Genomic DNA, 23,333 nt, shown 5'->3' on the forward strand with positions numbered 1-23,333 from the left:
CAGGGATGGCCCGTCGTGGCGTGCCCCTGAAACTTCGMTYCAACGAGGGWATTTTTCGCCCCAAGCGAAAAACCGGATGGAGGGGCAAGCGCTTTGGTTACTTTCTCGCGTTTGAGAAAGTGACTCGCCCGAGGGGGCGAAACCAGAAGTCCCAGTGCACTCCGAGGCGGTGCATGAACACTAAGCAAGAATGCTCAATTCACAACGTTCCGCACAAACCGCACCAGCACGTCCCCATGGTTCTGGTAGGAAAACGGTTGGTTGCTCTTGAACACATGGAATCCGCCGGCCTCGACCTCCACCGTCTCCTCGGCCAGCACGATGGTCAGCCGGCCCTCGATGACATAGGCCATGTCGTACCAGCCTTCGGCGTCGGGCTCGGCGTTGTAGCGGTCGCCGGGGGCGAGTGCCCAGTGCCAGAGTTCGGCCTGGCGCGTGGCGGGCGTGCTGGCGAGGAGGGTGCCGCGGCTGTCGGGCTGCTGGCCGCCCCAGGCGACGGCGTCTACGCGGGTCAGGCCGCCGGTGGCCGGTGGGCGTACCAGGTCGGCGAAGGTCACGTGGAGCGCGGCGGCGATGCGGTCGAGGGTTGCGAGGCTGACGTTGTTGTCGCCTCCCTCGATGCCGACCAGCATCCGCCGGCTGACGCCCGAGGCCTTGGCCAGCGCGTCCTGGCTGAGGCCGGCGCTACGACGGTGCGTCTTCACGTTATCGGCGACGTGGACCAGCACGCTGGGACGTTCAGAAGGGGTGGGCAGTATATTGCTCATTCTGGCCTTTTTGCGCATTATGTTGCGCATAACAGTCAATCAAGATTTTCCCACCGTTGCAACGCCTGTCCTGGTCCGCATCATGCCTCGCTCTCGCTTTCTTTCCACTGTCTTTCCCATCCTCATCCTGATCGTGTCCATGGCCTCGATCCAGACCGGTGCGTCCGTCGCCAAGAGCCTGTTCCCGGTGCTCGGCGCGGAAGGCGTGACTTCCATGCGCCTGATCTTCGCCGCCATCCTCCTGCTGGCGATCCTGCGGCCGTGGCGCACCTCCCTGCGCGGTAAACCGCTCAAGCCGCTGTTCATCTATGGCGTGACGCTGGGCCTGATGAACCTGACCTTCTACATGGCGCTGCAGACCATCCCGCTGGGTGTCGCCGTGGCCCTGGAGTTCACCGGGCCGCTGGCGGTGGCGCTGTTCTACTCGCGTAAACCCATCGACTTCCTGTGGATCGCCATCGCGGTGGTCGGTCTCGGCCTGCTGCTGCCGATCGCCGACTTCGGCAACGGCATCGACCCCAAGGGCGCCGCGCTGGCGCTGGGAGCGGGAGTCTGCTGGGGGCTCTACATCATCTTCGGCCAGCGCGCCGGCAACGACCTGGGCGCCCAGGGCGCGGCGCTGGGCATCAGCATCGCGGCGATCTGCGTGGCGCCGATCGGCCTCGCGCACAGTGGCATGGGGTTGTTCGATATCAGCCTATTCCCGGCGCTGCTGGGCGTGGCGATCCTCTCCAGCGCCTTGCCCTACACCCTGGAAATGATTGCGCTCACCCGTTTGCCTGCACGCACTTTCGGCACGCTGATGAGCATCGAGCCGGCGTTCGGTGCGTTGTCCGGCCTGGTGTTCCTCGGCGAGCAGCTGACATCGCACCAGTGGATCGCCATCGGTGCCATCATCGTCGCTTCGGTGGGCACCACGTTGAGCAGTCGGCCAAAGCCGGCGCTGGTCGCCGACTGAGAGCGGTGTCCGACAGGAAAAAGCCGCCCGAGGGCGGCTTTTTTGCGTGCGTGGGTGTCATCCCTCCACGCGCATTTCCTTCAGCAGGATCTGCCGCTTGGCGCTGCGCGACAGGCGGATGCACAGCATGACCGCCGCGCAGGTCAGGCCGACGATCAGGCCTTCCCACAGGCCGCGCGGGCCGGTGGGCTCCTGCAGCCAGTGGGCCAGGCCGAGGCTGTAGCCCACCGGCAGGCCGATGCCCCAGTAGGCGAACAGGGTCATGATCATGGTCGCGCGGGTGTCCTGGTAGCCGCGCAGGGCGCCGGCGGCAGTGACCTGCACGGCATCGGAGAACTGGAACAGCGCCGAGAACACCAGCAGCGTGGCGGCCAGCGCCAGCACTTCCGGGTCCTGGGTGTAGAGCCCGGCGATGTGCTCGCGCATCAGCAGCATGCCGCTGGCGGAAATGCAGGCGTACGCCAGCGCCGCGCCCATGCCCACGCCGGCGGCGAAGCGCGCATCGCGCGGTGCGCCGGCGCCGAGGGACTGGCCCACGCGCACGGTCACGGCCATGGCCAGCGAGTAGGGGATCATGAACACCAGTGCACTGAAGTTCAGCGCCACCTGGTGCCCGGCGACGACCTTCTCGCCGAGCTCGCCGATCAGCAGGGCGATCACCGAGAATATGCTGGATTCGGCGAATACCGCGATGCCGATGGGCAGGCCCACCGCCACCAGGCTGCCGATCACCTTCGGCTGCGGCAGTTCCCAGTGGCTGAACAACTGGCTCGGCTGGTAGACCTTGGCCCAGTTCACCCAGAACAGCATGCCCAGCAACATGAACCACATCACCGAGCCGGTTGCCCAGCCGCAACCGGGGCCGCCCAGGGCCGGGAAGCCGAGGTGGCCGTAGATCAGCACGTAGTTGATCGGGATGTTCAGCATCAGCCCGCAGATGCCCAGCACCATGCTCGGCCGGGTGCGGCCCAGGCCGTCGCTGTAGCAGCGCAGTACGTGGTACAGCGCCACCGCCGGCAGGCCGCAGGCGATACCGCGCAGGTAGAAGCAACTGGGCTCGATCAGCGCTTCCTCGACCTTCATCGCCCGCAGTACCGGCTCGGAGAGCAGCCACAGCGTCGCGCCCGCCAGTGGGCCGACCAGCAGCGCCAGCCACAGCGCCTGGCGTACCAGCGGGCCGGTCCCGGCCTGGTCGCCGGAACCATAGCGCTGGGCCACCTTGGCGGTGGTGGCAAGCAGGGTGCCGGTCATCAGCAGGAACACCGGAATCCAGATCGAGTTGCCCAGCGCCACGGCCGCGAGGTCACGCGGGCCGACGCTGCCGGCCATCACGGCATCGACGAAGCCCATGGCGGTAGTGGCCAGCTGGGCGATCATGATGGGCGCTGCGAGGGTCAGCAGTTCCTTGAGTTCGGTGGCGGTGCGCCGTCCGCGGGAGACGGGCTGGGCGAGGCTGGTCACGGCTTTCCTTGGCGAAAGAAATTGGCGGGAAGCCGACCAGTTTAAGGGCTGACGGGCCAGTCAGGAAGTCTTGCCCGCGCCGCGCGGGACCGCGCGCAGGGCTGAAGGATCGGCGCTGACGCAGGGCGGATAACGCGCCAGCGTTATCCGCCTTGAAGGGAGCGGCGGATAATCTGTTCCAGGTGATGCGCCCTACATGGCTGTGCGGGACCGCGCGCAGCAGCGCTGGTAAAGTACCTGCTGCCGATTTCTGGAGTCAGCCCATGCGTATCCTTGCCGATGAAAACATTCCCCTGGTCGAAGCCTTCTTCGGTGCCCACGGCGATATCCGCCGTCTGCCGGGACGCGGCATCGACCGTGCCGCCCTGGGCGATGCAGAAGTGCTGCTGGTGCGTTCGGTGACAGACGTCAGCCGCGAGCTGCTCCAGGGCAGCCAGGTGAAGTTCGTCGGCACCTGCACCATCGGCACCGATCATCTCGATCTCGATTACTTCGCCGAGGCCGGTATCGCCTGGTCCAGTGCGCCGGGTTGCAATGCCCGTGGCGTGGTCGACTGGGTGCTGGGCAGCCTGCTGGCGCTGGCCGACGTGCACGGCGCGAAGCTCGCCGAGCGCCGCTATGGCGTGATCGGCGCTGGGCAGGTAGGCGGTCGTCTGGTGGACGTGCTGCGCGGTCTGGGCTGGGATGTGCGCGTCTGCGATCCGCCCCGCGCGGCTGTCGAGGGCGGCGATTTTCGCAGCCTGGAGGAAGTGCTGCGCGAGTGCGACGTGATCAGCCTGCACACGCCGCTGACCCGCGACGGCGACAACCCGACCCGCCACCTGATCGACGCCGAGCGCCTCAAGGCACTGCGCCCCGGCACCTGGCTGATCAATGCCAGCCGCGGCGGTGTGGTCGACAACACCGCGCTACGCGTTCACCTGGAATCCGGCGCGAATCTCGACGTGGCGCTGGATGTCTGGGAGGGCGAGCCGGAGGTCAATGTGCGCCTGGCCGAACTCTGCCGCATCGCGACGCCGCACATCGCCGGCTACAGCCTCGACGGCAAGCTGCGCGGCACCGCGCAGATCTACGAAGCGTTCTGCGCCTGGCAGCAGCGCGCGCCGGAAGTCGATCTCGACGACCTGCTGCCCGCGCAATGGCTGGCCGAACTGAGCCTCAAGGAAGAGTGCGACCCGGACTGGGCGCTGGCGATGCTCTGCCGTGCGGTCTATGACCCGCGCAGCGATGACGCCAACTTCCGTCGCAGCCTGGTAGGCGATACCAAGACCCGGCGGGCGGCCTTCGACGCGCTGCGCAAGCACTACCCGCCGCGGCGCGAGATCACCGGGCTGTGGGTGGACATCCAGGGTGATTCGCCGCGCCTGGAAAGCCTGCTGACCGCCTTGGGCGCCAACCGGGTCGGGGAATAGGGCGGACGCGCCGCCGCACCGACTGTCAGCGGCGTGGCTGCTCGCAGGTCTTGTCCAGTTCCTGGCAGGCGCGCTGGATCATGTCTTCGGTGATCGGGACCTCGCGGCCCTGGGCATCGATGATCGAGCCGCCGACCGGCTGCTGCGGGTTGCGCGGGGCGGGGCGGGGAGTGGGTTCACGGTGGGTTTGCAGGCTCATGGCCAATCTCCTCTACATCAGGTTCGTTGCAGTCTAGGCAGATCAGATGAAAGCCCGGTGACAGAGGCTGCGCGTGGCAGCGCCGAAGAACCGTCACCGAAGACAGGCGACCAATGCCCTCGCAGATTGCATGCCAATCGCGTGGTCCCCGGTCGTCTGCTTGTCGTTATAGTGAGTGGAACCGTCGCTTCCCTGGTCCGACCCGGCCTTGCGCCGGTGGTTCGAAGAAGTTTCCCTCGAGGTTGAGTATGGACAGGATTCGCATAGGGCTGATCATCAATCCGCTGGCCGGTATTGGTGGGCCGACGGCGCTCAAGGGCAGTGACGGGGTGGCGGAGCTGGCCCTGGCGCGCGGCGCGCAGCCGCGGGCAGCGGAGCGCACCCGCGTGGCGCTGGAGCATCTGTTGCCGGTGCGCGAGCGCCTGGAGTTCCTCACTTTTCCCGGCGCCATGGGCGCCGAGCTGCTGGCGAGCATGGGCTTCGGCCACCGCCTGGTCGGCGTGCTGGAAAAGGAGCAGAGCAGTGCGGCGGATACCCGTCACGCCGTACAGGCGCTGCAGGAGGCTGGCGTGGCGCTGATCCTCTTCGCCGGTGGCGATGGCACCGCGCGGGACGTCGCCGAAGCGGCCCGCGAAGGCCAGCCGGTGCTAGGCATCCCCGCCGGGGTGAAGATCCACTCCGGCGTCTATGCCATCAGCCCGCGGGCCGCCGGGGAACTGGCACGACGACTGGTGGACGGCGGCCTGGTGCGCCTGACCCAGGGCGAAGTGCGCGACCTCGACGAAGCGGCGCTGCGCGAGGGGCGTGTCGCTGCGCGCTGGTATGCCGAACTGACGGTGCCCGAGGAAGGTCACTTCATGCAGCATGTGAAACAGGCTGGCATGGAGACCGAGGAGCTGGTGCTGGCCGATCTCGCCGCTTGGCTGGAAGACAGCTGGGAAGAAGACGTACGTTACGTCTTCGGCCCCGGTTCGACGCTGCATGGGCTGGCTGCCGACCTGCACCTGGATACCACGCTGCTGGGCGTCGACGTGGTCGAGAACGGTGAAGTGATCGCCCGCGATGTCACCGAGGCGCAGTTGTTCGAGCTGGTGCACGGCCACCCGGCCTTCCTGCTGGTGACGGCCATTGGCGGCCAGGGGCATATCCTCGGCCGTGGCAACCAGCAGATCAGCCCACGGGTGCTGCGCGCCATCGGCATCGAACGGCTGCGGGTGATCGCCACCAAGCGCAAGCTCGGCACCCTCGAAGGCCGGCCGCTGCTGGTGGACAGCGGCGACGCCGAGCTGGACGCAAGCTTCCCCGCTGCAGTGCGGGTGTGGGCCGGTTATAAGGAAGAACTGCTCTATCCACTGGGCTGGGGCAGCGAGGGTTGAAACCGCTCGAAGGCACGGTGGTGATTACCCGCGTTGCTGATCTAGACTCCTGCACTTCGTGAAAACGGGACGAGGGAGCAGGGCCATGCATTCGGGCGGTTGTCTGTGCGGCGCAGTGCGTTTCGAGATCGATGGCGAACTGGCGCCTGTCCAGGTCTGCCATTGCAGCCAGTGCCGCAAGGCCCAGGGCGGGCCGTTCGCCACCAACATTCCCGTGGACCGCGCGGCCTTCCGCCTGCTCGGCGGCGAGTCGCAGCTGGGCGAGTATCGCGCTACCGCCGATAAGAAGCGCGTGTTCTGCCGCACCTGCGGCTCGCCGATCTACAGCGCCCGCGATGCCCTGCCGGAGACTTTGCGGGTGCGTGCGGGAACCCTGGACGAGCCGGTACGGACAAAGCTCGAAGCACATTATTACGTCGCGTCCCGCGCCAGCTGGTGGCCGCTGGAGGACAATCTGCCCCGTCACGAGGGTGCAAAACCAGGATGAATGAGCTGGCGCAGCCGCCAGTACTCAGGGAGTAGCAGGGTCAGTGGGAATGGAACGAAAATTTCGCGTGCTGGTGCTCGGGGGCTACGGCAACTTCGGCAGCCTGATCGTACGGCGTCTGAGCGGTATCGAAGGAATCCGCGTCCTGGTGGGCGGACGCGACCAGCGCCGCGCCAATGAGCTGGCCGCGCAGGTGGGCGGCGAGGCGGTGTGCCTGGATATGAACCAGCCGACCCTGGCCGGCCGCCTCAACGAGCTGAAGGTGGACCTGGTGATTTCCACCGCCGGTCCCTTCCAGGGGCAGGATTACCGCGTCGCCCGTGCCGCCATCGGCGCCCGCGCCCATTACGTCGACCTGGCGGACGCGCGCCAGTTCGTCTGCGGCATCCACGAACTCGACCGCGCCGCGCGCAGTGCCGGCGTGCTGGTCTGCAGCGGCGCCAGTTCGGTGCCTGCGCTGGCCGCCTCGGTGATCGACGAACTGCTGCCACGCTTCCAGCGGCTGGACAGCATCCACCATGGCATCAGCTCCTCGGCAAAGATTCCCGGGGAGGCCACAGTGTCCGCAGTGCTCGGTTACTGCGGCAAGCCGTTGCGGCAGTGGCGGCAGGGACGCTGGCAGGACGTGCACGGCTGGCAGGGGCTCAATCGCCACCGCTTTCCCGCCCCCCTGGGCAAACGCTGGCTGGCCCATTGCGATGTGCCGGACCTGGATCTCTTCCCGCAGCGCTATGCCGGCGTGCAGGACGTACGTTTCTCCGCCGGCCTGGGGTTGCGGCTCACCCAGTTCGGTACCTGGGGCCTGTCCTGGCTGGTGCGCGCCGGCCTGGTGAAGGATGCCGCACGACTGGGCGCAGGCCTGCATCGCATGGCCGTGGCCATGGAGCCGCTGGGCGATGGCCGCAGTGGCATGTTCGTCCAGCTGCAAGGCCTTGACGGCGAAGGCAAGCCACTGCTGCTGTGTTGGGAAATACTTGCGCAGCGCGACCATGGCCCGAATATCCCCTGCATGGCAGCGGTGGCACTGGCCCGCAAGCTGGCCGCCGGGGAACTTCGTCAGCGTGGCGCCACGCCCTGTATCGGCCTGCTCAGCAAGGATGAATACGTGGCTGAACTGGAGGGCCTGGATATCTCCCACGGCCTGCGTGAGCTGGCCGTGCATTGAGTGCCGGCTGTTGCTCAGGCAACAGTCGATCAGCAGCGCTGTTGCCTGAGTGACATGAGTCATCCCCGGTCCCTCGCTCAAGTGCCCTGAAACCGCACATTTCCCTGTTGGTACGGCCCTTGCTCAAGGCTTCTGTACCTAGCGCAACAGTCAACAGGGAAAACCCATGACCAGCCCCATCAAAGTGGTCGCCGTCTCCGGCGGCACCTATCGCCCCTCGCGCACCCTGGTGCTTACCCAGGCCGTGCTCGACGCCCTCGGCGAGCAGCTCCCGGTAGAAGCCCAAGTCATCGAATTGGCTGACATCGCCCGCCCGCTGGGTGCCGCGCTGTCCCGCCAGGAGCTCTCCGCCGAGCTGGAAGCCACCTTGCGCGAGATCGAGACCGCCGACCTGCTGGTCGTCGCCTCGCCGGTCTACCGCGGTTCCTATCCGGGCCTGCTCAAGCACCTGTTCGACCTGGTGGACATGAACGCCCTGATCGACACCCCGGTGCTGCTCGCCGCCACCGGTGGCAGCGAGCGCCACGCGCTGGTCCTCGACCACCAGTTGCGCCCGCTGTTCAGCTTCTTCCAGTCGATCACGCTGCCCATCGGCGTGTACGCCAGCGAGGCGGACTTCGCCAACTACCAGATCACCAGCGACACCCTGCGCGCGCGCATCCAGCTGGCCGCCGAGCGCGCCGCGCCGCTGTTCGCCCGTCCGCAACTGCGCAAGACCGCCTGAGGAGCCCTCGATGAACGTGTTCTGGTTCCTGCCCACTCACGGCGACGGCCACTTCCTCGGCACCAGCGAGGGCGCGCGCCCGGTATCGCTGCCGTATCTCAAGCAGATCGCCCAGGCCGCCGATTCCCTCGGCTACTACGGGGTGCTGATTCCCACCGGTCGTTCCTGCGAAGATTCCTGGGTGGTCGCCTCGGCCCTGGCGCCCCTCACCGAGCGCCTGCGCTACCTGGTGGCGATTCGTCCGGGAATCATCTCTCCGACCGTCTCCGCGCGCATGGCCGCGACCCTGGATCGCCTGTCCGGCGGACGCCTGCTGATCAACGTGGTCACCGGTGGCGATCCGGATGAAAACCGTGGCGACGGCATCCACCTCAGCCATGCCGAGCGCTATGAAGTCACCGACGAGTTCCTGCGCATCTGGCGCCGCGTACTGCAGGGCGAGTCCGTGGACTTCGCCGGCAAGCACCTGCAGGTGGAGAACGCCAAGGCGCTCTATCCGCCGATCCAGAAGCCGTATCCGCCGCTGTACTTCGGCGGCTCTTCCGCGGAGGCCCACGACCTCGCCGCCGAGCAGGTGGACGTCTACCTGACCTGGGGCGAACCGCCACAGGCGGTCGCGCAGAAGATCGCCGACGTGCGCGAGAAGGCGGCGAAGCAGGGGCGCAGCGTGACGTTCGGCATCCGCCTGCACGTGATCGTCCGCGAAACCGCCGAGGAAGCCTGGCAGGCGGCCGACAAGCTGATCGCCAACATCTCCGACGAGACCATCGCCAACGCGCAGAAGTCCTTCGCCCGCTTCGATTCCGAAGGCCAGCGGCGCATGGCCGCGCTGCACGGCGGTCGGCGTGACCAGCTGGAGATCTACCCCAACCTCTGGGCCGGCGTCGGGCTGGTGCGCGGCGGCGCCGGCACCGCGCTGGTGGGTAACCCGCAGCAGGTCGCCGAGCGCATCAAGGAGTACGCGGACCTGGGGATCGACAGCTTCATCTTCTCCGGCTACCCGCACCTGGAAGAGGCGTATCGCTTCGCCGAGCTGGTCTTCCCGTTGCTACCCGAACCCTATGCGAGCCTCGCCGGACGCGGCGTGACCAACCTGACCGGGCCCTTCGGCGAAATGATCGCCAACGATGTGCTGCCCGGACGCAAGGCCGGCTGAGCCCCACCCATGAAGTGCCGGGCAGGAGCCCGGTACGCATTCAATCGAACAAAGAGGAAGCGAGCGTGAACGCCAAGACGCGTCTCGACGCACAGACACCTGGGCAAATAGCTCAACGACTGGCCGGCGGTTTCGCCGAAACCGCCGCCGAACGCGACATCCGCGGCGGCACGCCGAAAGCCGAGCGCGACGCGCTGCGCCAGAGCGGCCTGTTGTCGCTGATCATCCCCAGCGAATACGGCGGCCTGGGCGCCGACTGGAGCACCACGCTGGACATCGTCCGCCAGTTCGCCGTGGTCGATAGCTCCATTGCCCATGTGTTCGGCTTCCAGCACCTGATGCTGGCCACCGTGCGCCTGTTCTCGCGACCCGAGCAGTGGCAGCCGTGGTTCGAGCTGACCGCGCGCAACCAATGGTTCTGGGGTAACGCCCTGAACCCGCTGGACACCCGCACCGTGTCGCGCAGCTTCGCCGGCTGGCGCGAGTTCTCCGGGCGCAAGAGCTTCTGCTCCGGCGCGCTGGATTCGGAAATGCTCATCGCCTCGGCGCTGGACGGCGAGGGCGGCAAGCTGCTGATCGCCGCCATTCCCACCGCGCGCAGCGGCATCAGCCTCGCCCACGACTGGGACAACATGGGCCAGCGCCAGACCGACAGCGGCAGCGCCACCTTCGAGCGCGTGCGCGTGGAGGAGAGCGAACTGCTGCTCGACCCGGGCCCGCTGAGCACGCCGTTCGCCTGCCTGCGCCCGCTGATCGCGCAACTGATCTTCACCCATGTGTTCCTTGGCATAGCTGAAGGTGCGTTCGAAGAGGCGCGGCAGTACACGCTCAAGGAAGCCCGCCCGTGGTTCCGCTCCAACGCCGCCACGGTCAGCGAAGACCCTTACGTGCTCGCCCATTACGGCGAGTTCTGGGTCGGCCTGGAAAGCACCCGCCTGCTGGTGCGCCGTGCCGCGCAACTGCTCGACGAGGCCTGGGGCAAGGGCGCCGCGCTGGACGCCGAGGAGCGTGGCCGGCTGGCCGTGGCCATCGCCACCGCCAAGGTCGCGGCCACGCGCAACGGCCTGGAAATCTGCAACCGCCTGTTCGAGGTCACCGGCGCACGTTCCACCCATGCCGCACTGCGCATCGACCGCTACTGGCGCAACCTGCGCACCCAGACCCTGCACGACCCGGTGGACTACAAGGTCCGCGAGCTGGGTGACTGGGCGCTGAACCAGCAACTCCCGCAACCGACTTTCTACTCATGAATGCGACCACACCCGAGGGTCTGCTGACCCTGCCCAAGTCCCCCGCGCTGGCGACTTCCATCCGCGCCACGGCCCAGGTTTTCGAAGACCCGAAATCCCAGGCGTTGCTCGACCACCTGCAACAGGTCGCGCCCAGCGAGGCCAGCGTGCTGATCATCGGCGAGACCGGCACCGGCAAGGAATTGGTGGCGCGGCACATCCATAATCTCAGCGTGCGACGGGGCGGTCCGTTCGTGGCGGTGAACTGCGGCGCCTTCTCCGAATCCCTGGTGGAGGCCGAGCTGTTCGGCCACGAGAAAGGCGCCTTCACCGGTGCGCTGGCGGCGAAGGCCGGCTGGTTCGAGGAAGCCGATGGAGGCACCCTGTTCCTCGACGAGATCGGTGACTTGCCGATGCCGATCCAAGTGAAACTGCTGCGCGTGCTGCAGGAACGCGAAGTGGTGCGCCTGGGCTCGCGCAAGAGCATCCCGATCAACGTGCGGGTGCTGGCGGCCACCAACGTGCAGCTGGAGAAGGCGATCAACGCCGGGCACTTCCGCGAGGACCTCTACTACCGGCTCAACGTGGTCAGCCTGGAGCTTTCGCCGCTGCGCGAGCGGCCCGGCGACATCCTCCCGCTGACCCGCCATTTCATCGCCGAATACAGCCGTCGCCTGGGCTACGGGCAGAGCCAGCTGAGCGCCGAGGCGGCGCAGAAGCTGCGCAGCTATTCCTGGCCGGGGAACATCCGCGAGCTGGAAAACGTCATCCACCACACTTTGCTGATCTGCCGTGACGGCGTGGTGCGCGCGCAAGACCTGCACCTGTCCAACCTGCGCATCGAGCGCAGCGACGAGCCGCGCCTGGAATCGCTGGGCGCCGAGCAGATTCTCCAGCAGGCCTTCCAGCGCCTGTTCGAGGAGCAGGGCGGCAACCTGCACGCACGGGTGGAAGACGCGCTGCTGCGCGCGGCCTATCGCTTCTGCCACTGCAACCAGGTGCACACTGCCAATCTGCTGGGCCTGAGCCGCAACGTCACGCGCACGCGGCTGATCGAGATCGGCGAACTGGTGGTGAACAAGCGCCGGGGCGCGGCGGTGATCGACCCGGACAGGGGCGTGCGGTTGTCGATCTAGACTCGTCTATTTGGAGGTATTCGCCACGGGCAACTGATCCACGGCAACGAAACCGGCCACTGGCCAGCCTAGACTCCGGGACCGCCCCTCCCCAGCGAAAGGAGTCACCCATGCACGTGGACATCGCCATCGTCGGCGCCGGCCCCGCCGGGCTTTGCCTGGCCCGCTCGTTGTCGGGCAATGGCCTGTCGATCCTGCTGATCGAGCGCCAGCCGCTGGCCGCCGTGGCCGAACCCGCCGAGGATGGCCGGGAGATCGCCCTGACCCACGCTTCACGCGCCGAGTTGCAACGCCTGGGGATGTGGTCGCGGATCGACCCGCAGGAAGTCTCGCCGCTGCGCGATGCCCAGGTGCTCAACGGTCCGTCGCTGTTCACCCTGCGCATCGAGGCGGAACAGGCCGGGGCCGAACAGCTGGGCTACTTCGTGTCGAACCAGATGATCCGCCGCGCGGCCTTCGATGCAGTGCACGAGTGCCCGGACGTCTCGCTGGTCTGCGGGCGTGCACTGCGCTCGCTGCGTGTCGGGCAGAACGGCGTGGACCTGACGCTGGATGACGACAGCCGCGTCCATGCGCGCCTGCTGGTTGCCGCCGATAGCCGCTTCTCCGAGACCCGCCGCATGCTGGGTATCGGCGCGAGCATGGAGGACTTCGGCAAGACCATGATGGTATGCCGCATGGCCCACGAGAAACCGCACCACAACGTCGCCTGGGAATGGTTCGGCTACGGCCAGACCTTGGCGCTGCTGCCGATCAACGGCGACCGCTCCTCGGTGGTACTGACCCTGCCGCAGCGCGAGATGGCGCCGCTGCTGGAGATGGACGAGAAAGCCTTTGCCGACGAGATGGAACGTCGCTTCGACCGCCGCCTGGGCGGGATGGAACTGCTCGGCCCGCGGCACAGCTACCCGCTGGTGGGCGTTTACTCCGACCGCTTCGTCGGCCCGCGCAGCGCGCTGATCGGCGATGCCGCCGTCGGTATGCATCCGGTGACGGCGCACGGCTTCAATTTCGGCCTGCAGAGCCAGCGCCGGCTGGCCAATGAAATCCTCGCCACCCATCGCCGTGGCGGCGATATCGGCGGTTCCTGGCCGCTGCGCCGCTACGCCATGGCCCATCGCCTGGCGACCTGGCCGCTGTACCAGGCCACCCGGCTGATCGTCGGCATGTACACCGACCCGCGTCCTCCGGTTCGTCTGCTGCGCAATGCCGGCCTGCGCCTGGCGCAGAACCTGCCGCCGCTGCGGTCGGCGATTGCCAGGCACTTGACGCAAGGCGCCTGAGAGCGTTCTCCCGACGCTTCAGGCGGCCTCGGTCCGCCGCGCCTTCTTCTGCTCCAGCTCCTTCACCAGCGGCAGTACCTTCTCGCCGAAGTAGCGCACCTCTTCCTGGAAATGCAGGAAGCCCGCCAGCACCAGATCCACGCCGACTGCCTTTAGCGCGACGATGCGTTCGGCGATCTGTTGCGGCGTGCCGATCAGGTTGGTCTTGAACCCGTCGTTGTACTGCACCAGGTCCTCGAAGGTGGATTTCGCCCAGTTGCCTTCGCCTTCGGGCGAGGCGGCGCCGGCCTGTTTCGCCGCGTGGCCGAAGGCGTTCACTGCTTCCGGGTCGGCCTTGTCGATGATTTCGGCGAGCACCGCGCGGGCCTCTTCCTCAGTGTCGCGGGCGATGACGAAGGCGTTGACCCCGATTTTCACCGAATGACCGTTGGCGGCGGCCTTCTCGCGGATGTCGTCCACCTGAGCCTTGATGCCTTCCACGCTGTTGCCGTTGGTGAAGTACCAGTCGGATACCCGCGAGGCCATGTCGCGCGCGGCCCGGGAGCTGCCGCCCTGGAAGATTTCCGGGTGCGGGCGCTGGATGGGTTTGGGTTTCAGGTTGTAGTCGTGGAAGCGGTAGAAGTCACCCTTGAAGGTGAAGTTGTCCTGGGTCCAGATGCCCTTCAGGGCGCGGATGAATTCCTCGGAGCGACGGTAGCGCTCGTCGTGCTCCAGCCAGGGTTCGCCGATGGCCTGGAACTCGCCCTTGAACCAGCCGCTCACGATGTTCACGGCGATGCGGCCGGCGGTGAGCTGGTCGATGGTCGCCAGCTGCTTGGCGGCCAGCGAGGGCGTCCAGGGCCCGGGGAGGATAGCGGCGATCACCTTGAGCTTTTCGGTGGCGCCCAGCAGCGCGTGGCTGAAGGCGACGGACTCGTGCTGGTTCTCGGCGCCGTAACCGGCGGTGAAGCGAATCTGTGTCAGCGCGTAGTCGAATCCTGCGTTCTCGGCGATGCGCGCCAGTTCGCGGTTGTAGTCGATGTCCCAGTGGGTGCGCTGTTCGATCTTGCTGACCACCAGGCCGCCACTGACGTTGGGGACCCAGTAGGCGAAACGGATCGGTTGCTGGCTCATGGCTCGGCTCCTCGTTGCTGCACGGCGGCGAAGGTGCCGCAAGGTGAACAGAGCGAAAGCCGTGCCACGCGAGGAAACTCCAGCCTGATCAGCAGCTTGCCGATTCGCCGGGACAGCCGCCGGTGTTTTGCCGGGAGCAATGCTGCTGGCCAGGTGTTGGACAGGCAACAGTGGCGGGTGCGACAACCGGCCCCTGAGCAGGCTTGGGGAAGGCTGTCAGAATTCCCCGTTCACCTGCTCCCAGAAGCGGGAACCTCCTGCGTGCGAATCCATAACAGAAGAAATCCAGGGGGCACCATCATGGCTATCACTTCCAGCGATATCTGCAACGCCGCCGAGGGCCTGTCCGGCTTCGTCGGCTTCAATCTCAAGACCGGCAAGTACATCGTGCGCTTCAGCGAGGATTCCTTCGGTATGGACGTGGCCGAGGACAGTATCCGTCCGGCGTGCGAGTTCGTCTGGGCGCCCAGGAGCGGCGAGGTGATGACCTTGAGCAGAGAGTGCCTGCAGATCCTCGCCGAGCAGAATATCCACGACAGGCTGAACCTCAACGAGGCGTTGCTCACCTATCTGCGCCGCACCGATCTGCCGGAGATCGCCGCCGAGCGTCGGCTGAAGTAATCACCACGCCTGGGCGCCGGGCGTTCGCGGGAGCGGGGAGCGCCGGGTTGCGCGAAGCCGGGGAGGGGTTCGCGGACCCGCTCCTGCAGGGTACGAAATAGCAGGATACGTAGGAGCGGGCGCCGTCCGCGATAGGACCGCGTCGCGCGGAGACCATCGCGGAAGGAGTCCGCTCCCACGCTCATTGCACCTTACTCAGCCAGTTCCTTGCGCAGGTCCGCCACCTGGCTGGCGGTCACCGGTGTCGCCGCGTTGCCCCAGGTGTTGCGCACGTAGGTCAGCACCTTGGCGACCTTGTCGTCGTCGAGGTTCCAGGCGAACGAGGGCATGGCCGGCGCCGTCGGGGCGGCGTCGGTGCTTCCGGCGCGGCTGCCGGCCAGCACCACGCGGATCAGCGAGGTGGGGTCGTCGTTGTTGACCAGGGGGGCGGCGGCCAGGGTCGGGAACAGGTTCTTCACGCCCTGGCCGTTGCTCACATGGCAGGCGGAGCAGCGGTCCGCGTAGATCGCCTTGCCTGCCACCATGGCGGCGTCGTCCGCCGCCATGGGTGGGGGAGCGGGCTTGCCGGGGACGCCATCCTTGAGATACACGGCGACCGCCATCAGGTCTTCGTCGCTCCAGTGCTGGGTGGAGTTCTCCACCGCTTCGGCCATCGGGCCGGAGGCGATGTCGAAGCGGTTGGCGCCGGTTTTCAGGTACTGCACCAGGTCCTGGGTGCTCCACTGGCCGATGCCGCTGTGCGGGTTGGCGGTGATGTCCGGGGCGACCCAGCCCTGCAGGTTGGCGCCGGCGAGGAAGCGCTCGTTGTCGTCACCGCCGAGCAGGTTCTTCGGTGTGTGGCAGGTGCCGCAATGGCCGAGCCCCTCCACCAGGTAGGCACCACGGTTCCATTGTGCCGACTTGTCTGGCTTGGGAACGAATTCGCCCTGGGTGAAGTTCAGCCAGTTCCAGCCGATCAGGCTGGTGCGCACGCTGAAGGGGAAGGGCAACAGGTTGGTTTCCACCGGGTTGTGCACCGGCTGCAAGGTCTGCAGGTAGGCCCAGAGCGCCCGGTTGTCCTCGCGGTGCACCTTGGTGTACGCGGTGAACGGCATGGCGCCGTACAGGCGTTTGCCGCCGCGACTGTGACCGGTGGACATTACTGCCTGGAAGTCCTCGAAGCTCCAGCGTCCCAGGCCGGTGTCCGGGTCCGGGGTGATGTTGGCACCGACCAGTTTGCCGAACGGTGTCTCGATGGCCACGCCGCCGGCGAACGGCGCGCCGCCGGGCAGGGTGTGGCAGGCGGTGCAGTCGCCGACGACGGCGAGATAGCGACCCTTTTCCACCAGGTTGTAGGAGTCCGCGCCCGTTCCTGCACTGGCTTGCTGCAGGTTCAGGCCCAGCAGGGCGAGGGTGCCGATGCGAAGGAGAGTCTTCATGCGCTGATCATCTCCCCGGGGCGTTTAAGGTATAGCCTGCGGATCGCATCGGCGGCCTTGAAGGCCAGTGCGCCGACAGTGCCGGTAGGGTTGTAGCCGGGGTTCTGCGGGAAGGCCGAGGAGCCCACCACGAACAGGTTGGGCACGCCCCAGACCTGCAGGTGCTTGTTCACCGAACTGTTCTTCGGATCGGCGCCCATGATGAAGCCGCCGACGATGTGCGAAGACTGGTAAGAGGTATTCGACCAGGGGCCTTTGCGCGGAGCCGGGACTATCTGCTGCGGGTTCATGCTGCGGGCGATCTCTGCCACCTTGTCGGTGCAGTACTGCGCCATCCGCAGGTCGTTTTCCGGGAAGTCGAAGGTGATGCGCAGCAGCGGTCGACCGTGGGGGTCGTTGTAGTTGGGGTCCAGCGACAGGTAGTTGCTGCGCGTGGTGTAGCTGCTGGCCTCACAGCCGATGGACATGTTGCTCAGGTAGCTCTCTACCGTGGCTTTCTTCCATTGGGAGCCCCAGGCAGGCGTGCCGGGCGGAACCGGCCGCGAGTCGATGGGGGCGGCGCCGATCGGGGTCACGCGAGTGCTGCCGCCGCCGACGAAACCCAGGCCGGAGTGGTCGAAGTTGTCGTTGTTGAACTCGTCGATGCCCATGCCGATGGCGCCGCCACCGATGAAGGAATTGAAGTTCTTGTCCTTGAAGAACAGCTTGACGCTGTTGGCCGTCTGGTAGGCGAAGTTGCGCCCGGTGGTGCCGGTATTGGCGATCGGGTTGTAGGGTTCGCCGACGCCCGAAAGCAGCATCAGCCGCACGTTCTCGAAGATGAACGCGGCGACCACCACGATGTCCGCCGGCTGTTCCCATTCCTCTCCGCTGGAGTCGACGTAGACGATACCGGTGGCACGGGAACCGCTGCTGTCCATGGTCACCTTGAGCACTTCGGAGTTGGTCCTGGCGGTGAAGTTGGGTTTGCGGATCAGCGCCGGCAGGACGTTGACGATGGCGCTGGCCTTGGAATAGTTGGCGCAGCCGTAGTTGGTGCAGAAACCGCAGAAGGTGCAGGGCCCCATGGTCACGCCCAACTGGTTGGTGTAGCCCTGGGAGGCCAGTGCCGAGGGCACCGGGAAGGGTTTGTAGCCCAGGTTGCGCGCCGCTTCGGCGAACAGCGTCGGGGCGTAGGTCTGCGCGGTGGGCGGGTTGGGGTACTCGCGCGAGCGCGCGCCCTCGAAAGGGTTGCCGCCTTCGACTATCTGCCCGCCCAGATTGCCGGCCTTGCCGGAAACGCCGGCGAGCCGCTCGAAGGCGTCGTAATGCGGCTCCATTTCCTCCCAGGTGGTGCCCCAGTCCTGCAGGGTCAGCTCGGCGGGCACTTCCTTGCCGTAGCGCTCCTTCAGGTGGCTGGCCAGGCGGAATTCCTCGGGCTGGAAGCGGAAGGTGATGCCGGCCCAGTGGTTGCCTGCGCCGCCGGTGCCGTTGCCGGGGTGGAACGAACCCCAGACGCGCATCGGCAGGGCGGTTTCCGACTCCTTGTTGCGCATCGTGCAGGTGTTCTGCCGGGTGCGCAGCATCAGCTCCTGGCGGCGGTTGTAGCGCAGTTCGTCGGCGGCCGAGGCGAGGTTGAAGTCGCTGGCGGTGTCGCGCCAGGGGCCGCGTTCGAAGCCGATCACATCGAGGCCGGCGTCGGCCAGTTCGTGGGCGATGATGGAGCCCGCCCAGCCGAGCCCGACAACCACGACGTCGGTGGAAGGTAGTTTCTTGGCCATGGCGTTGTTAACCCTTCTTGGTCCAGGCGGAGCTGCCGACGATGGAGAGCGGCACGAGATTCAGCTTCTGGTTGTGCAGGCCGATGTAGTCGCGGTAGTCGTAGCGCGCGCCGGGGAAGCCGAGCATCTTCCACGACACCATGTCGCGATTGCCGCCATAGATGGGGTCGGCGAAGAAGCCTTCCATGGTGTTGTCCAGCACCTGCTGGAAGAACGCCTTGGCGTCGATGCCGTCGAGGGTGATGGCGCCTTTCTCCAGGTCGGTCAGCACCTGGTCGCGCTGTTCGCCGGGCAGGGCGCTGAACGGCTTCTGGAACTTGCCCTGGCAGTACTTGCCCAGCGCGGCCAGGCCGATGCGATAGCGCTCGCGCGGCACCAGTGGCGACTGGTCGGCCTGCGCGGGCGTGCCCGGCGTGAAGGGCCCGGTCATGTACAGGCGGCCGAAGTCGCCGTAATCGCTCACCAGCTGGCGGTCGATGAACACCGCGCAACCGGCGTCCTTGCCGCTGACGCTCAGGTCATCGGCGGGAATCAGTTGCTCGACAATGGCCTCCACCTCGGTGGCTTCCTCGGCGGTGAAGAACTGCCAGCCGGGGCTGTCGTAGTGCGGCGGGCCGTTGTGGTCGAAGGGCAGCCATTTCGGCGTGCCGATCACGGTGGCGGCCTGGGTGCTGGCGGCGGCGCCCACGGCCAGGGAGGCGGCGGAAGACTTCAACAGCTGACGCCGGGTGAATCCCTTGGGGTGTTCGGTCATTTCGGCTCCTGAGGCAGCACCCGTCCGCTCGTTATCGAGGTGGCAGGAACGGGTAGTGCCAGGTCAGTTCACGGTGATCTGCGCTCGCGGCAGGTGCCGGATGAGCGGAGCGAGGGTGCGAAGTCGTCCCATCGGGGCGCGGTGCAGATCGGCTGAACGGGTCCTTCGCCCAGGCGGAATCTGCGATTCGTCTTCTCCACGCGCGTTTTTAGACTAGAGGCCGTAACAGAATGTTGCAGGAATTTTCGCGGTAAATGTTTATTGCGTATATCGAGAAAGTCCGCAGCCTAGGCGGTCGGACGGGGCAGGAACGGACTCTTTGCGCGATGGGGTCCGGCGCGATGCGGACCCCATCGCGGACGAAGTCCGCTCCCATGATCATGCTGTCGTCCGGATCAGAGGAACATGCCGCCAGACGCCTCCACGCGCTGGCCGTTGATCCAGCGGCCGCCATCGGAGAGCAGGGCGGCAATCACCGCGCCGATATCGTCCGGCAGGCCGACGCGGCCCAGGGCGGTGTTGCTGGCAATCTGCTGGTTCAGTTGGGCGTTGTCGCGCACCACGCCGCCGCCGAAGTCGGTCTCGATGGCACCGGGGGCGAGGATGTTCACCGCGATGCCGCGAGCGCCGAGTTCCTTGGCCTGGTACTTGGTCAGGGTCTCCATCGCCCCCTTCATGGTCGCGTAGGCGGCGTAGCCGGGCAGGGAGAAACGCGTCAGGCCGCTGGAGACATTGAGGATGCGGCCGCCGTCGGCGATCAGCGGCAGCAGCTTCTGGGTCAGGAAGAACGGGCCCTTGAGCTGGATGTTCATCAACTGGTCGAACATCTCCTCGCTGGTCTCGGCGAAGCTGGCGTAGAGGCCGATGCCGGCGTTGTTCACCAGGAAGTCGAAGTTCTGACGGCCAAACGCCTCGCCCAGGGTGGCGCGGATCTGCTCGGCAAAGGCGGTAAAGCTGGCACTCTCCGCCACGTCCAGGTGCAGCATCACGGCGCGGCCGCCGTGCTGTTCGATCTCGGCGGCGACGGCCTGGGCTTCGTCGGCCTGGCTGCGGTAGGTGCCGATGATGTCGACGCCTGCGGCGGCGAGGTGCAGGGCGGCGTTGCGGCCAAGGCCACGGCTGGCGCCGGTGATGAGAGCGATCTTGCGGGTCATGGCGAAGCTCCTTGTTTGCGGTAGCTGGCGGGTGGGGTTGAGGGATAGCTTATTGTTCGATTGAATGGCGATAAACCGGCGAGAATCGGAAATACTGGTCGGTATTAGCGAACAATGATCCGCGAACAACAGGCCTGCCCATGATCCGCCCCGACCTCCTGCGTACCTTCGTCCGCGTTACCGAACTGGCCAGCTTCACCCAGGCTGGCGAGCAACTCAGCCTGCCGCGCTCCACCGTCTCCGAGCACGTGCAGGCGCTGGAGGAGCTGCTGGGCACGCGCCTGCTGCAACGCACCACCCGGCGCGTCACCGCAACCCAGGACGGGCTGGTGCTCTACGAGCGCAGCAAGGACATGCTGGCCCAGCTGGACGAGTTGCAGGGCCTGTTCCGCCAGGACGACGAAGCCCTCGGCGGCCGTCTGCGGGTGGACATGCCGACGGTGATGGCGCGCAAGCTGGTAATGCCGCGCCTCGGCGAGTTCCTCGCGCGGCACCCGGCGCTGGAGCTGGAGGTGAGCTGCACCGACCGCCGTGTCGACCTGGTGCGCGAGGGCTTCGATTGCGTGGTGCGGGTCGGTGCGGTGAACGATCCGTCGGTGGTGGCGCGCACCCTCGGGCAGTTCCCGCAGGTGACCTGCGCCAGTCCGTCCTACCTTGCCGAGCGCGGCGTGCCGCAGTCGCTGGACGACCTGGCGGGGCACCAACTGATCCACTACGTGACGGTGCTGGGCGCGCGGCCGCCGGGCTTCGAATACCTGCATCAGGGCGAGGTGCGCTACATACCGATGGGCGGAGCGCTGTCGGTGAACAACGCCGAGGCCTACGAAAGCGCGGCGATGGGTGGGCTGGGGATCATCCAGGTGCCCATTCATGGCGTGCTGGATGACCTGGAGGCGGGGCGACTGGTGCAGGTGCTGGGGCACATTCCGTTGCCACCCATGGAAATCTCCCTGCTCTACGCTCATCGTCGCCTGCCGCAGCGGGTACGGGCGTTCATGCAGTGGCTGACGCAGCTGCTGGGCGAGCCCGGTGTGCTGGGCACGCCCCTGGAGGCGAAGCCCTAGCTGGCCCAGTCGGAATTCAGGATCACTTCGCAGAAGTTGCCGCGCACGAAGTCCGCATCCTTCATGGCCAGCACGTCGGCCTTGACGTTGCCGAAGGTGGTTTCCGGCTTGGCTTTGATGCCGTCGTAGAAGGTCTGCAGGATGTCCTGCTTGAACTGCCCGCCGCGCGGGTGGGCGGCGACCACTGCGTCACGCTGGGCGTCGGGGAACTGGTCGTAGGCGATGCCGAGCACGTCCATTTCCACGCCGGCGGTGACCAGGGCGATCTCCGGCTTCATGTGCTGCGGAATGCCCGGCGTGGTGTGCAGGGCTATGGCGGTCCACACGGTGTCGATATCACTTTCGGCGATGCCATGGCTGCGCAGGAACTGCGCCGCGCAGTCGGCGCCGTCCACTTCGAAGCGTTCGCACTGGCTGCAATAGCGCGGCATCAGGCCCATGTCGTGGAACATCGCGCCGGCGTAGAGCAGCTCGGCATCGAACTTCAGTTCCTTGCGCGCGCCGGTCAGCGCGCCCCAGTAATAGACGCGGGATGAGTGGTGGAACAGCAGCGGGGTGGCGTTGTCGCGGACCATCTCGGTGATGGCATTGGCGAGACTGCTGTCAGGGACTTTGACACCGTTCAGATCGAGGCTCATGGCGGGCTCCGGGGCAGGGTTTCCAGGGTGCGTCGCGGGCTGCGTCGCGGTCGGTTCCATTGGAAATCCACGGCCTTGTGCGGACAACGAGAGCGAGGGAGTGAATCCGGACAGCCGTCGTTCGTTTGCTGCCAATGGGGAGTCTTCAGGCGAACCGGTCTTGATGCGTCTGACGGAAAACTTGTCGTTTTTCATCAAGAGCCGCCGCAGGCGTGCCCCTAGATTTGTCCTCGAACCGAGCCGCCGGACCATGAGCCGGCCACGCCAGAAGAAGCCGAGGAGAGTCGAACATGTCGTCCATCGAGAGCCTGAAATTGCGTACTTCCATCGACGGCTGGGACCGCCAGGACCCGGAGCAGGCCTTCACCCTGCCGTCGCGCTATTTCTTCGACGAGGCGCTGTTCAAGGCCGAACGCGACAATATCTTCCTGCGCTCCTGGCACGTCGCCGGGCACCTGAGCGAGTTCGCGGAGGTTGGGCAGTACGTGGTCTGCGACCTGTTCGACCAGAGCATCGTCATCGCCCGCAGCCGCAGTGGGAACATCCGCGCCTTCCACAACGTCTGCCAACACCGCGGCAACCGCCTGCTGGAGGAGCGTCGCGGCAACACCGGTGGCATCGTGCGCTGCGCCTACCACTCCTGGTGCTACGAGATGGACGGCGCGCTGCGCAGTGCGCCGCGCTGCGAGCGGATCAAGAACTTCGACAAGGAAGCGTTCGCCATCCCGCAGGTGCGCCTGGAGGAACTGGGCGGCTTCCTCTACTTCAACCTCGACCCGAACGCGCCGTCGCTGGCCGAGCTGTTCCCTGGCGCCGACGAGGAGATGCACCGGGTGTTCCCGAACCTCGCCGACATGCGCCTGATCGAGGAGGCGGACGTGATCGTCCCGGCCAACTGGAAGGTGATCATGGACAACTCCATCGAGGGCTATCACTTCAAGCTCTCCGGGCCGTGCCACATCGACCTCGCCAAGCTGATCGACTTCAAGGGCTACCGACTGACCAAGCGCGACAACTGGTGGACCTACATCGCCCCGGCGAATCTTGAGGCCGGCGAAGCCTACGGCGTGAAACTGCGCAGCGATCTGAACCCCGACGAGTGCTTCTTCAACATCGGCCTGTGGCCGAACAACACCTTCTACACCTTCCCGTTCTCCGAGTTCCTCGGCACCTTCATCATGATTCCGCTGGACGCCGAGCGTTCGCTGCTGCGCTTTGGCTACTACTCGGCGAACGAGCAGACCGCCGAGGTGAGCAAGGCCTGCATGCGCTGGATGAACGAGGAGCTGGGGCCCGAGGACATCGCACTGAACATCAGCGTGCAGAAGGGCTTGCACTCCATGGGCTACGACCAGGGCCGCTACATGATCGACGCCGAGCGCAGCAACGAGAGCGAGCACCTGGTGCACCACTTCCACCGCCTGGTGTTCCAGGGCATCCACGGCGCGCAGCGCTGAG

22 protein-coding genes are annotated in these 23,333 nt (G+C 66.5%); 13 read left to right on the forward strand and 9 right to left on the reverse strand.

What is annotated here, in order from left to right:
- Window positions 1-194: 194 nt before the first annotated feature.
- Window positions 195-797, reverse strand: coding sequence for a helix-turn-helix domain-containing protein (locus tag A9513_RS01890; protein ID WP_065083834.1), 603 nt, complete (start codon window positions 795-797; stop codon window positions 195-197).
- A gap of 52 nt (window positions 798-849) precedes the next feature.
- Here A9513_RS01890 and rhtA point away from each other — a divergent pair, with 52 nt between their 5' ends.
- Complete coding sequence (gene rhtA / locus A9513_RS01895; protein ID WP_065083835.1) at window positions 850-1,725, forward strand: threonine/homoserine exporter RhtA; 876 nt, start codon at window positions 850-852, stop codon at window positions 1,723-1,725.
- A gap of 57 nt (window positions 1,726-1,782) precedes the next feature.
- On the opposite strand, the gene A9513_RS01900 is transcribed toward rhtA, so the two are convergent.
- The gene (locus A9513_RS01900) at window positions 1,783-3,186 is read right to left on the reverse strand and encodes an MATE family efflux transporter (RefSeq protein ID WP_024762377.1); all 1,404 of its coding nucleotides are present in this window, start codon (window positions 3,184-3,186) and stop codon (window positions 1,783-1,785) included.
- Window positions 3,187-3,449: 263 nt separating this feature from the next.
- Here A9513_RS01900 and pdxB point away from each other — a divergent pair, with 263 nt between their 5' ends.
- A complete protein-coding gene (pdxB, locus tag A9513_RS01905; protein ID WP_065083836.1) occupies window positions 3,450-4,598 on the forward strand; it encodes a 4-phosphoerythronate dehydrogenase PdxB in 1,149 nt (382 codons plus the stop codon).
- A gap of 25 nt (window positions 4,599-4,623) precedes the next feature.
- Here the strand turns inward: pdxB and A9513_RS35950 are convergent, their stop codons facing one another.
- A complete protein-coding gene (locus A9513_RS35950; protein ID WP_164488251.1) occupies window positions 4,624-4,797 on the reverse strand; it encodes a PA1571 family protein in 174 nt (57 codons plus the stop codon).
- Between the two features lie 248 nt (window positions 4,798-5,045).
- On the opposite strand from A9513_RS35950, the gene A9513_RS01910 reads away from it, so the two are divergent.
- The 8 genes from A9513_RS01910 to ubiM all read left to right on the forward strand — a co-directional run bounded on the left by A9513_RS01910 (window position 5,046) and on the right by ubiM (window position 13,353).
- Window positions 5,046-6,173, forward strand: a complete 1,128-nt coding sequence (locus A9513_RS01910) for an ATP-NAD kinase family protein (protein ID WP_065083837.1) — start codon at window positions 5,046-5,048, stop codon at window positions 6,171-6,173.
- An 85-nt stretch (window positions 6,174-6,258) separates the two neighbouring features.
- Complete coding sequence (locus A9513_RS01915; protein WP_024762374.1) at window positions 6,259-6,660, forward strand: GFA family protein; 402 nt, start codon at window positions 6,259-6,261, stop codon at window positions 6,658-6,660.
- Window positions 6,661-6,709: 49 nt separating this feature from the next.
- Complete coding sequence (locus A9513_RS01920) at window positions 6,710-7,825, forward strand: saccharopine dehydrogenase family protein (protein ID WP_024762373.1); 1,116 nt, start codon at window positions 6,710-6,712, stop codon at window positions 7,823-7,825.
- A 166-nt stretch (window positions 7,826-7,991) separates the two neighbouring features.
- Window positions 7,992-8,549, forward strand: coding sequence for an FMN reductase (msuE, locus tag A9513_RS01925; RefSeq protein ID WP_024762372.1), 558 nt, complete (start codon window positions 7,992-7,994; stop codon window positions 8,547-8,549).
- A gap of 10 nt (window positions 8,550-8,559) precedes the next feature.
- The gene (ssuD, locus tag A9513_RS01930; protein ID WP_065083838.1) at window positions 8,560-9,705 is read left to right on the forward strand and encodes an FMNH2-dependent alkanesulfonate monooxygenase; all 1,146 of its coding nucleotides are present in this window, start codon (window positions 8,560-8,562) and stop codon (window positions 9,703-9,705) included.
- A 65-nt stretch (window positions 9,706-9,770) separates the two neighbouring features.
- Window positions 9,771-10,955, forward strand: coding sequence for an acyl-CoA dehydrogenase family protein (locus A9513_RS01935; protein ID WP_065083839.1), 1,185 nt, complete (start codon window positions 9,771-9,773; stop codon window positions 10,953-10,955).
- Window positions 10,952-12,070, forward strand: a complete 1,119-nt coding sequence (locus A9513_RS01940) for a sigma-54-dependent Fis family transcriptional regulator (RefSeq protein ID WP_024762369.1) — start codon at window positions 10,952-10,954, stop codon at window positions 12,068-12,070. The genes A9513_RS01935 and A9513_RS01940 overlap by 4 nt, the downstream gene beginning before the upstream one ends.
- Window positions 12,071-12,180: 110 nt before the next feature.
- Window positions 12,181-13,353 (forward strand): 5-demethoxyubiquinol-8 5-hydroxylase UbiM, encoded by a 1,173-nt coding sequence (gene ubiM, locus A9513_RS01945; RefSeq protein WP_065083840.1) that lies wholly within the window; start codon window positions 12,181-12,183, stop codon window positions 13,351-13,353.
- An 18-nt stretch (window positions 13,354-13,371) separates the two neighbouring features.
- On the opposite strand, the gene sfnG is transcribed toward ubiM, so the two are convergent.
- Window positions 13,372-14,466 (reverse strand): dimethylsulfone monooxygenase SfnG, encoded by a 1,095-nt coding sequence (gene sfnG, locus A9513_RS01950; RefSeq protein ID WP_024762367.1) that lies wholly within the window; start codon window positions 14,464-14,466, stop codon window positions 13,372-13,374.
- A 300-nt stretch (window positions 14,467-14,766) separates the two neighbouring features.
- Between sfnG and A9513_RS01955 the strand changes: the two genes are divergently transcribed.
- Window positions 14,767-15,087: a DUF2025 family protein gene (locus A9513_RS01955; RefSeq protein WP_024762366.1), complete on the forward strand. Its 321-nt coding sequence runs from the start codon at window positions 14,767-14,769 to the stop codon at window positions 15,085-15,087.
- A gap of 191 nt (window positions 15,088-15,278) precedes the next feature.
- Here A9513_RS01955 and A9513_RS01960 read toward each other — a convergent pair whose 3' ends face one another.
- The 4 genes from A9513_RS01960 to A9513_RS01975 all read right to left on the reverse strand — a co-directional run bounded on the left by A9513_RS01960 (window position 15,279) and on the right by A9513_RS01975 (window position 20,173).
- A complete protein-coding gene (locus A9513_RS01960) occupies window positions 15,279-16,505 on the reverse strand; it encodes a cytochrome c (RefSeq protein WP_065083841.1) in 1,227 nt (408 codons plus the stop codon).
- Complete coding sequence (locus A9513_RS01965; RefSeq protein WP_065083842.1) at window positions 16,502-18,265, reverse strand: GMC family oxidoreductase; 1,764 nt, start codon at window positions 18,263-18,265, stop codon at window positions 16,502-16,504. The genes A9513_RS01960 and A9513_RS01965 overlap by 4 nt, the downstream gene beginning before the upstream one ends.
- 7 nt (window positions 18,266-18,272) lie before the next feature.
- Entirely contained in the window at window positions 18,273-19,019 is a 747-nt protein-coding gene (locus A9513_RS01970) for a gluconate 2-dehydrogenase subunit 3 family protein (protein ID WP_065083843.1), read from the reverse strand.
- 395 nt (window positions 19,020-19,414) lie between these two features.
- A complete protein-coding gene (locus tag A9513_RS01975; protein WP_037010652.1) occupies window positions 19,415-20,173 on the reverse strand; it encodes an SDR family NAD(P)-dependent oxidoreductase in 759 nt (252 codons plus the stop codon).
- A 140-nt stretch (window positions 20,174-20,313) separates the two neighbouring features.
- On the opposite strand from A9513_RS01975, the gene A9513_RS01980 reads away from it, so the two are divergent.
- Window positions 20,314-21,237, forward strand: coding sequence for a LysR family transcriptional regulator (locus A9513_RS01980; RefSeq protein ID WP_065083844.1), 924 nt, complete (start codon window positions 20,314-20,316; stop codon window positions 21,235-21,237).
- Here A9513_RS01980 and A9513_RS01985 read toward each other — a convergent pair.
- Window positions 21,234-21,875, reverse strand: coding sequence for an HD domain-containing protein (locus tag A9513_RS01985; protein WP_037010653.1), 642 nt, complete (start codon window positions 21,873-21,875; stop codon window positions 21,234-21,236). The two genes, A9513_RS01980 and A9513_RS01985, sit on opposite strands and share 4 nt — an antisense overlap.
- 290 nt (window positions 21,876-22,165) lie before the next feature.
- Between A9513_RS01985 and A9513_RS01990 the strand changes: the two genes are divergently transcribed.
- Complete coding sequence (locus tag A9513_RS01990) at window positions 22,166-23,332, forward strand: aromatic ring-hydroxylating dioxygenase subunit alpha (RefSeq protein WP_065083845.1); 1,167 nt, start codon at window positions 22,166-22,168, stop codon at window positions 23,330-23,332.
- Window position 23,333 lies beyond the last annotated feature (1 nt).

Origin of the sequence: Pseudomonas sp. AU12215, from assembly GCF_001675465.2 — a bacterium.
In the GTDB taxonomy this organism is placed as follows: Bacteria; Pseudomonadota; Gammaproteobacteria; order Pseudomonadales; family Pseudomonadaceae; genus Pseudomonas; species Pseudomonas nitroreducens.

What these genes read in the sequence shown, in the direction of transcription:
- A9513_RS01960 (WP_065083841.1), bottom strand. Translation starts at nt 16,505, where the DNA reads ATGAAGACTCTCCTTCGCATCGGCACCCTCGCCCTGCTGGGCCTGAAC.
- rhtA (WP_065083835.1), top strand. Translation starts at nt 850, where the DNA reads ATGCCTCGCTCTCGCTTTCTTTCCACTGTCTTTCCCATCCTCATCCTG.
- A9513_RS01940 (WP_024762369.1), top strand. Translation starts at nt 10,952, where the DNA reads ATGAATGCGACCACACCCGAGGGTCTGCTGACCCTGCCCAAGTCCCCC.
- A9513_RS01975 (WP_037010652.1), bottom strand. Translation starts at nt 20,173, where the DNA reads ATGACCCGCAAGATCGCTCTCATCACCGGCGCCAGCCGTGGCCTTGGC.
- A9513_RS01980 (WP_065083844.1), top strand. Translation starts at nt 20,314, where the DNA reads ATGATCCGCCCCGACCTCCTGCGTACCTTCGTCCGCGTTACCGAACTG.
- ubiM (WP_065083840.1), top strand. Translation starts at nt 12,181, where the DNA reads ATGCACGTGGACATCGCCATCGTCGGCGCCGGCCCCGCCGGGCTTTGC.
- A9513_RS01990 (WP_065083845.1), top strand. Translation starts at nt 22,166, where the DNA reads ATGTCGTCCATCGAGAGCCTGAAATTGCGTACTTCCATCGACGGCTGG.
- msuE (WP_024762372.1), top strand. Translation starts at nt 7,992, where the DNA reads ATGACCAGCCCCATCAAAGTGGTCGCCGTCTCCGGCGGCACCTATCGC.
- A9513_RS01970 (WP_065083843.1), bottom strand. Translation starts at nt 19,019, where the DNA reads ATGACCGAACACCCCAAGGGATTCACCCGGCGTCAGCTGTTGAAGTCT.
- A9513_RS01910 (WP_065083837.1), top strand. Translation starts at nt 5,046, where the DNA reads ATGGACAGGATTCGCATAGGGCTGATCATCAATCCGCTGGCCGGTATT.
- A9513_RS01920 (WP_024762373.1), top strand. Translation starts at nt 6,710, where the DNA reads ATGGAACGAAAATTTCGCGTGCTGGTGCTCGGGGGCTACGGCAACTTC.
- ssuD (WP_065083838.1), top strand. Translation starts at nt 8,560, where the DNA reads ATGAACGTGTTCTGGTTCCTGCCCACTCACGGCGACGGCCACTTCCTC.
- A9513_RS35950 (WP_164488251.1), bottom strand. Translation starts at nt 4,797, where the DNA reads ATGAGCCTGCAAACCCACCGTGAACCCACTCCCCGCCCCGCCCCGCGC.
- A9513_RS01965 (WP_065083842.1), bottom strand. Translation starts at nt 18,265, where the DNA reads ATGGCCAAGAAACTACCTTCCACCGACGTCGTGGTTGTCGGGCTCGGC.
- A9513_RS01955 (WP_024762366.1), top strand. Translation starts at nt 14,767, where the DNA reads ATGGCTATCACTTCCAGCGATATCTGCAACGCCGCCGAGGGCCTGTCC.
- A9513_RS01985 (WP_037010653.1), bottom strand. Translation starts at nt 21,875, where the DNA reads ATGAGCCTCGATCTGAACGGTGTCAAAGTCCCTGACAGCAGTCTCGCC.
- A9513_RS01915 (WP_024762374.1), top strand. Translation starts at nt 6,259, where the DNA reads ATGCATTCGGGCGGTTGTCTGTGCGGCGCAGTGCGTTTCGAGATCGAT.
- A9513_RS01890 (WP_065083834.1), bottom strand. Translation starts at nt 797, where the DNA reads ATGCGCAACATAATGCGCAAAAAGGCCAGAATGAGCAATATACTGCCC.
- pdxB (WP_065083836.1), top strand. Translation starts at nt 3,450, where the DNA reads ATGCGTATCCTTGCCGATGAAAACATTCCCCTGGTCGAAGCCTTCTTC.
- sfnG (WP_024762367.1), bottom strand. Translation starts at nt 14,466, where the DNA reads ATGAGCCAGCAACCGATCCGTTTCGCCTACTGGGTCCCCAACGTCAGT.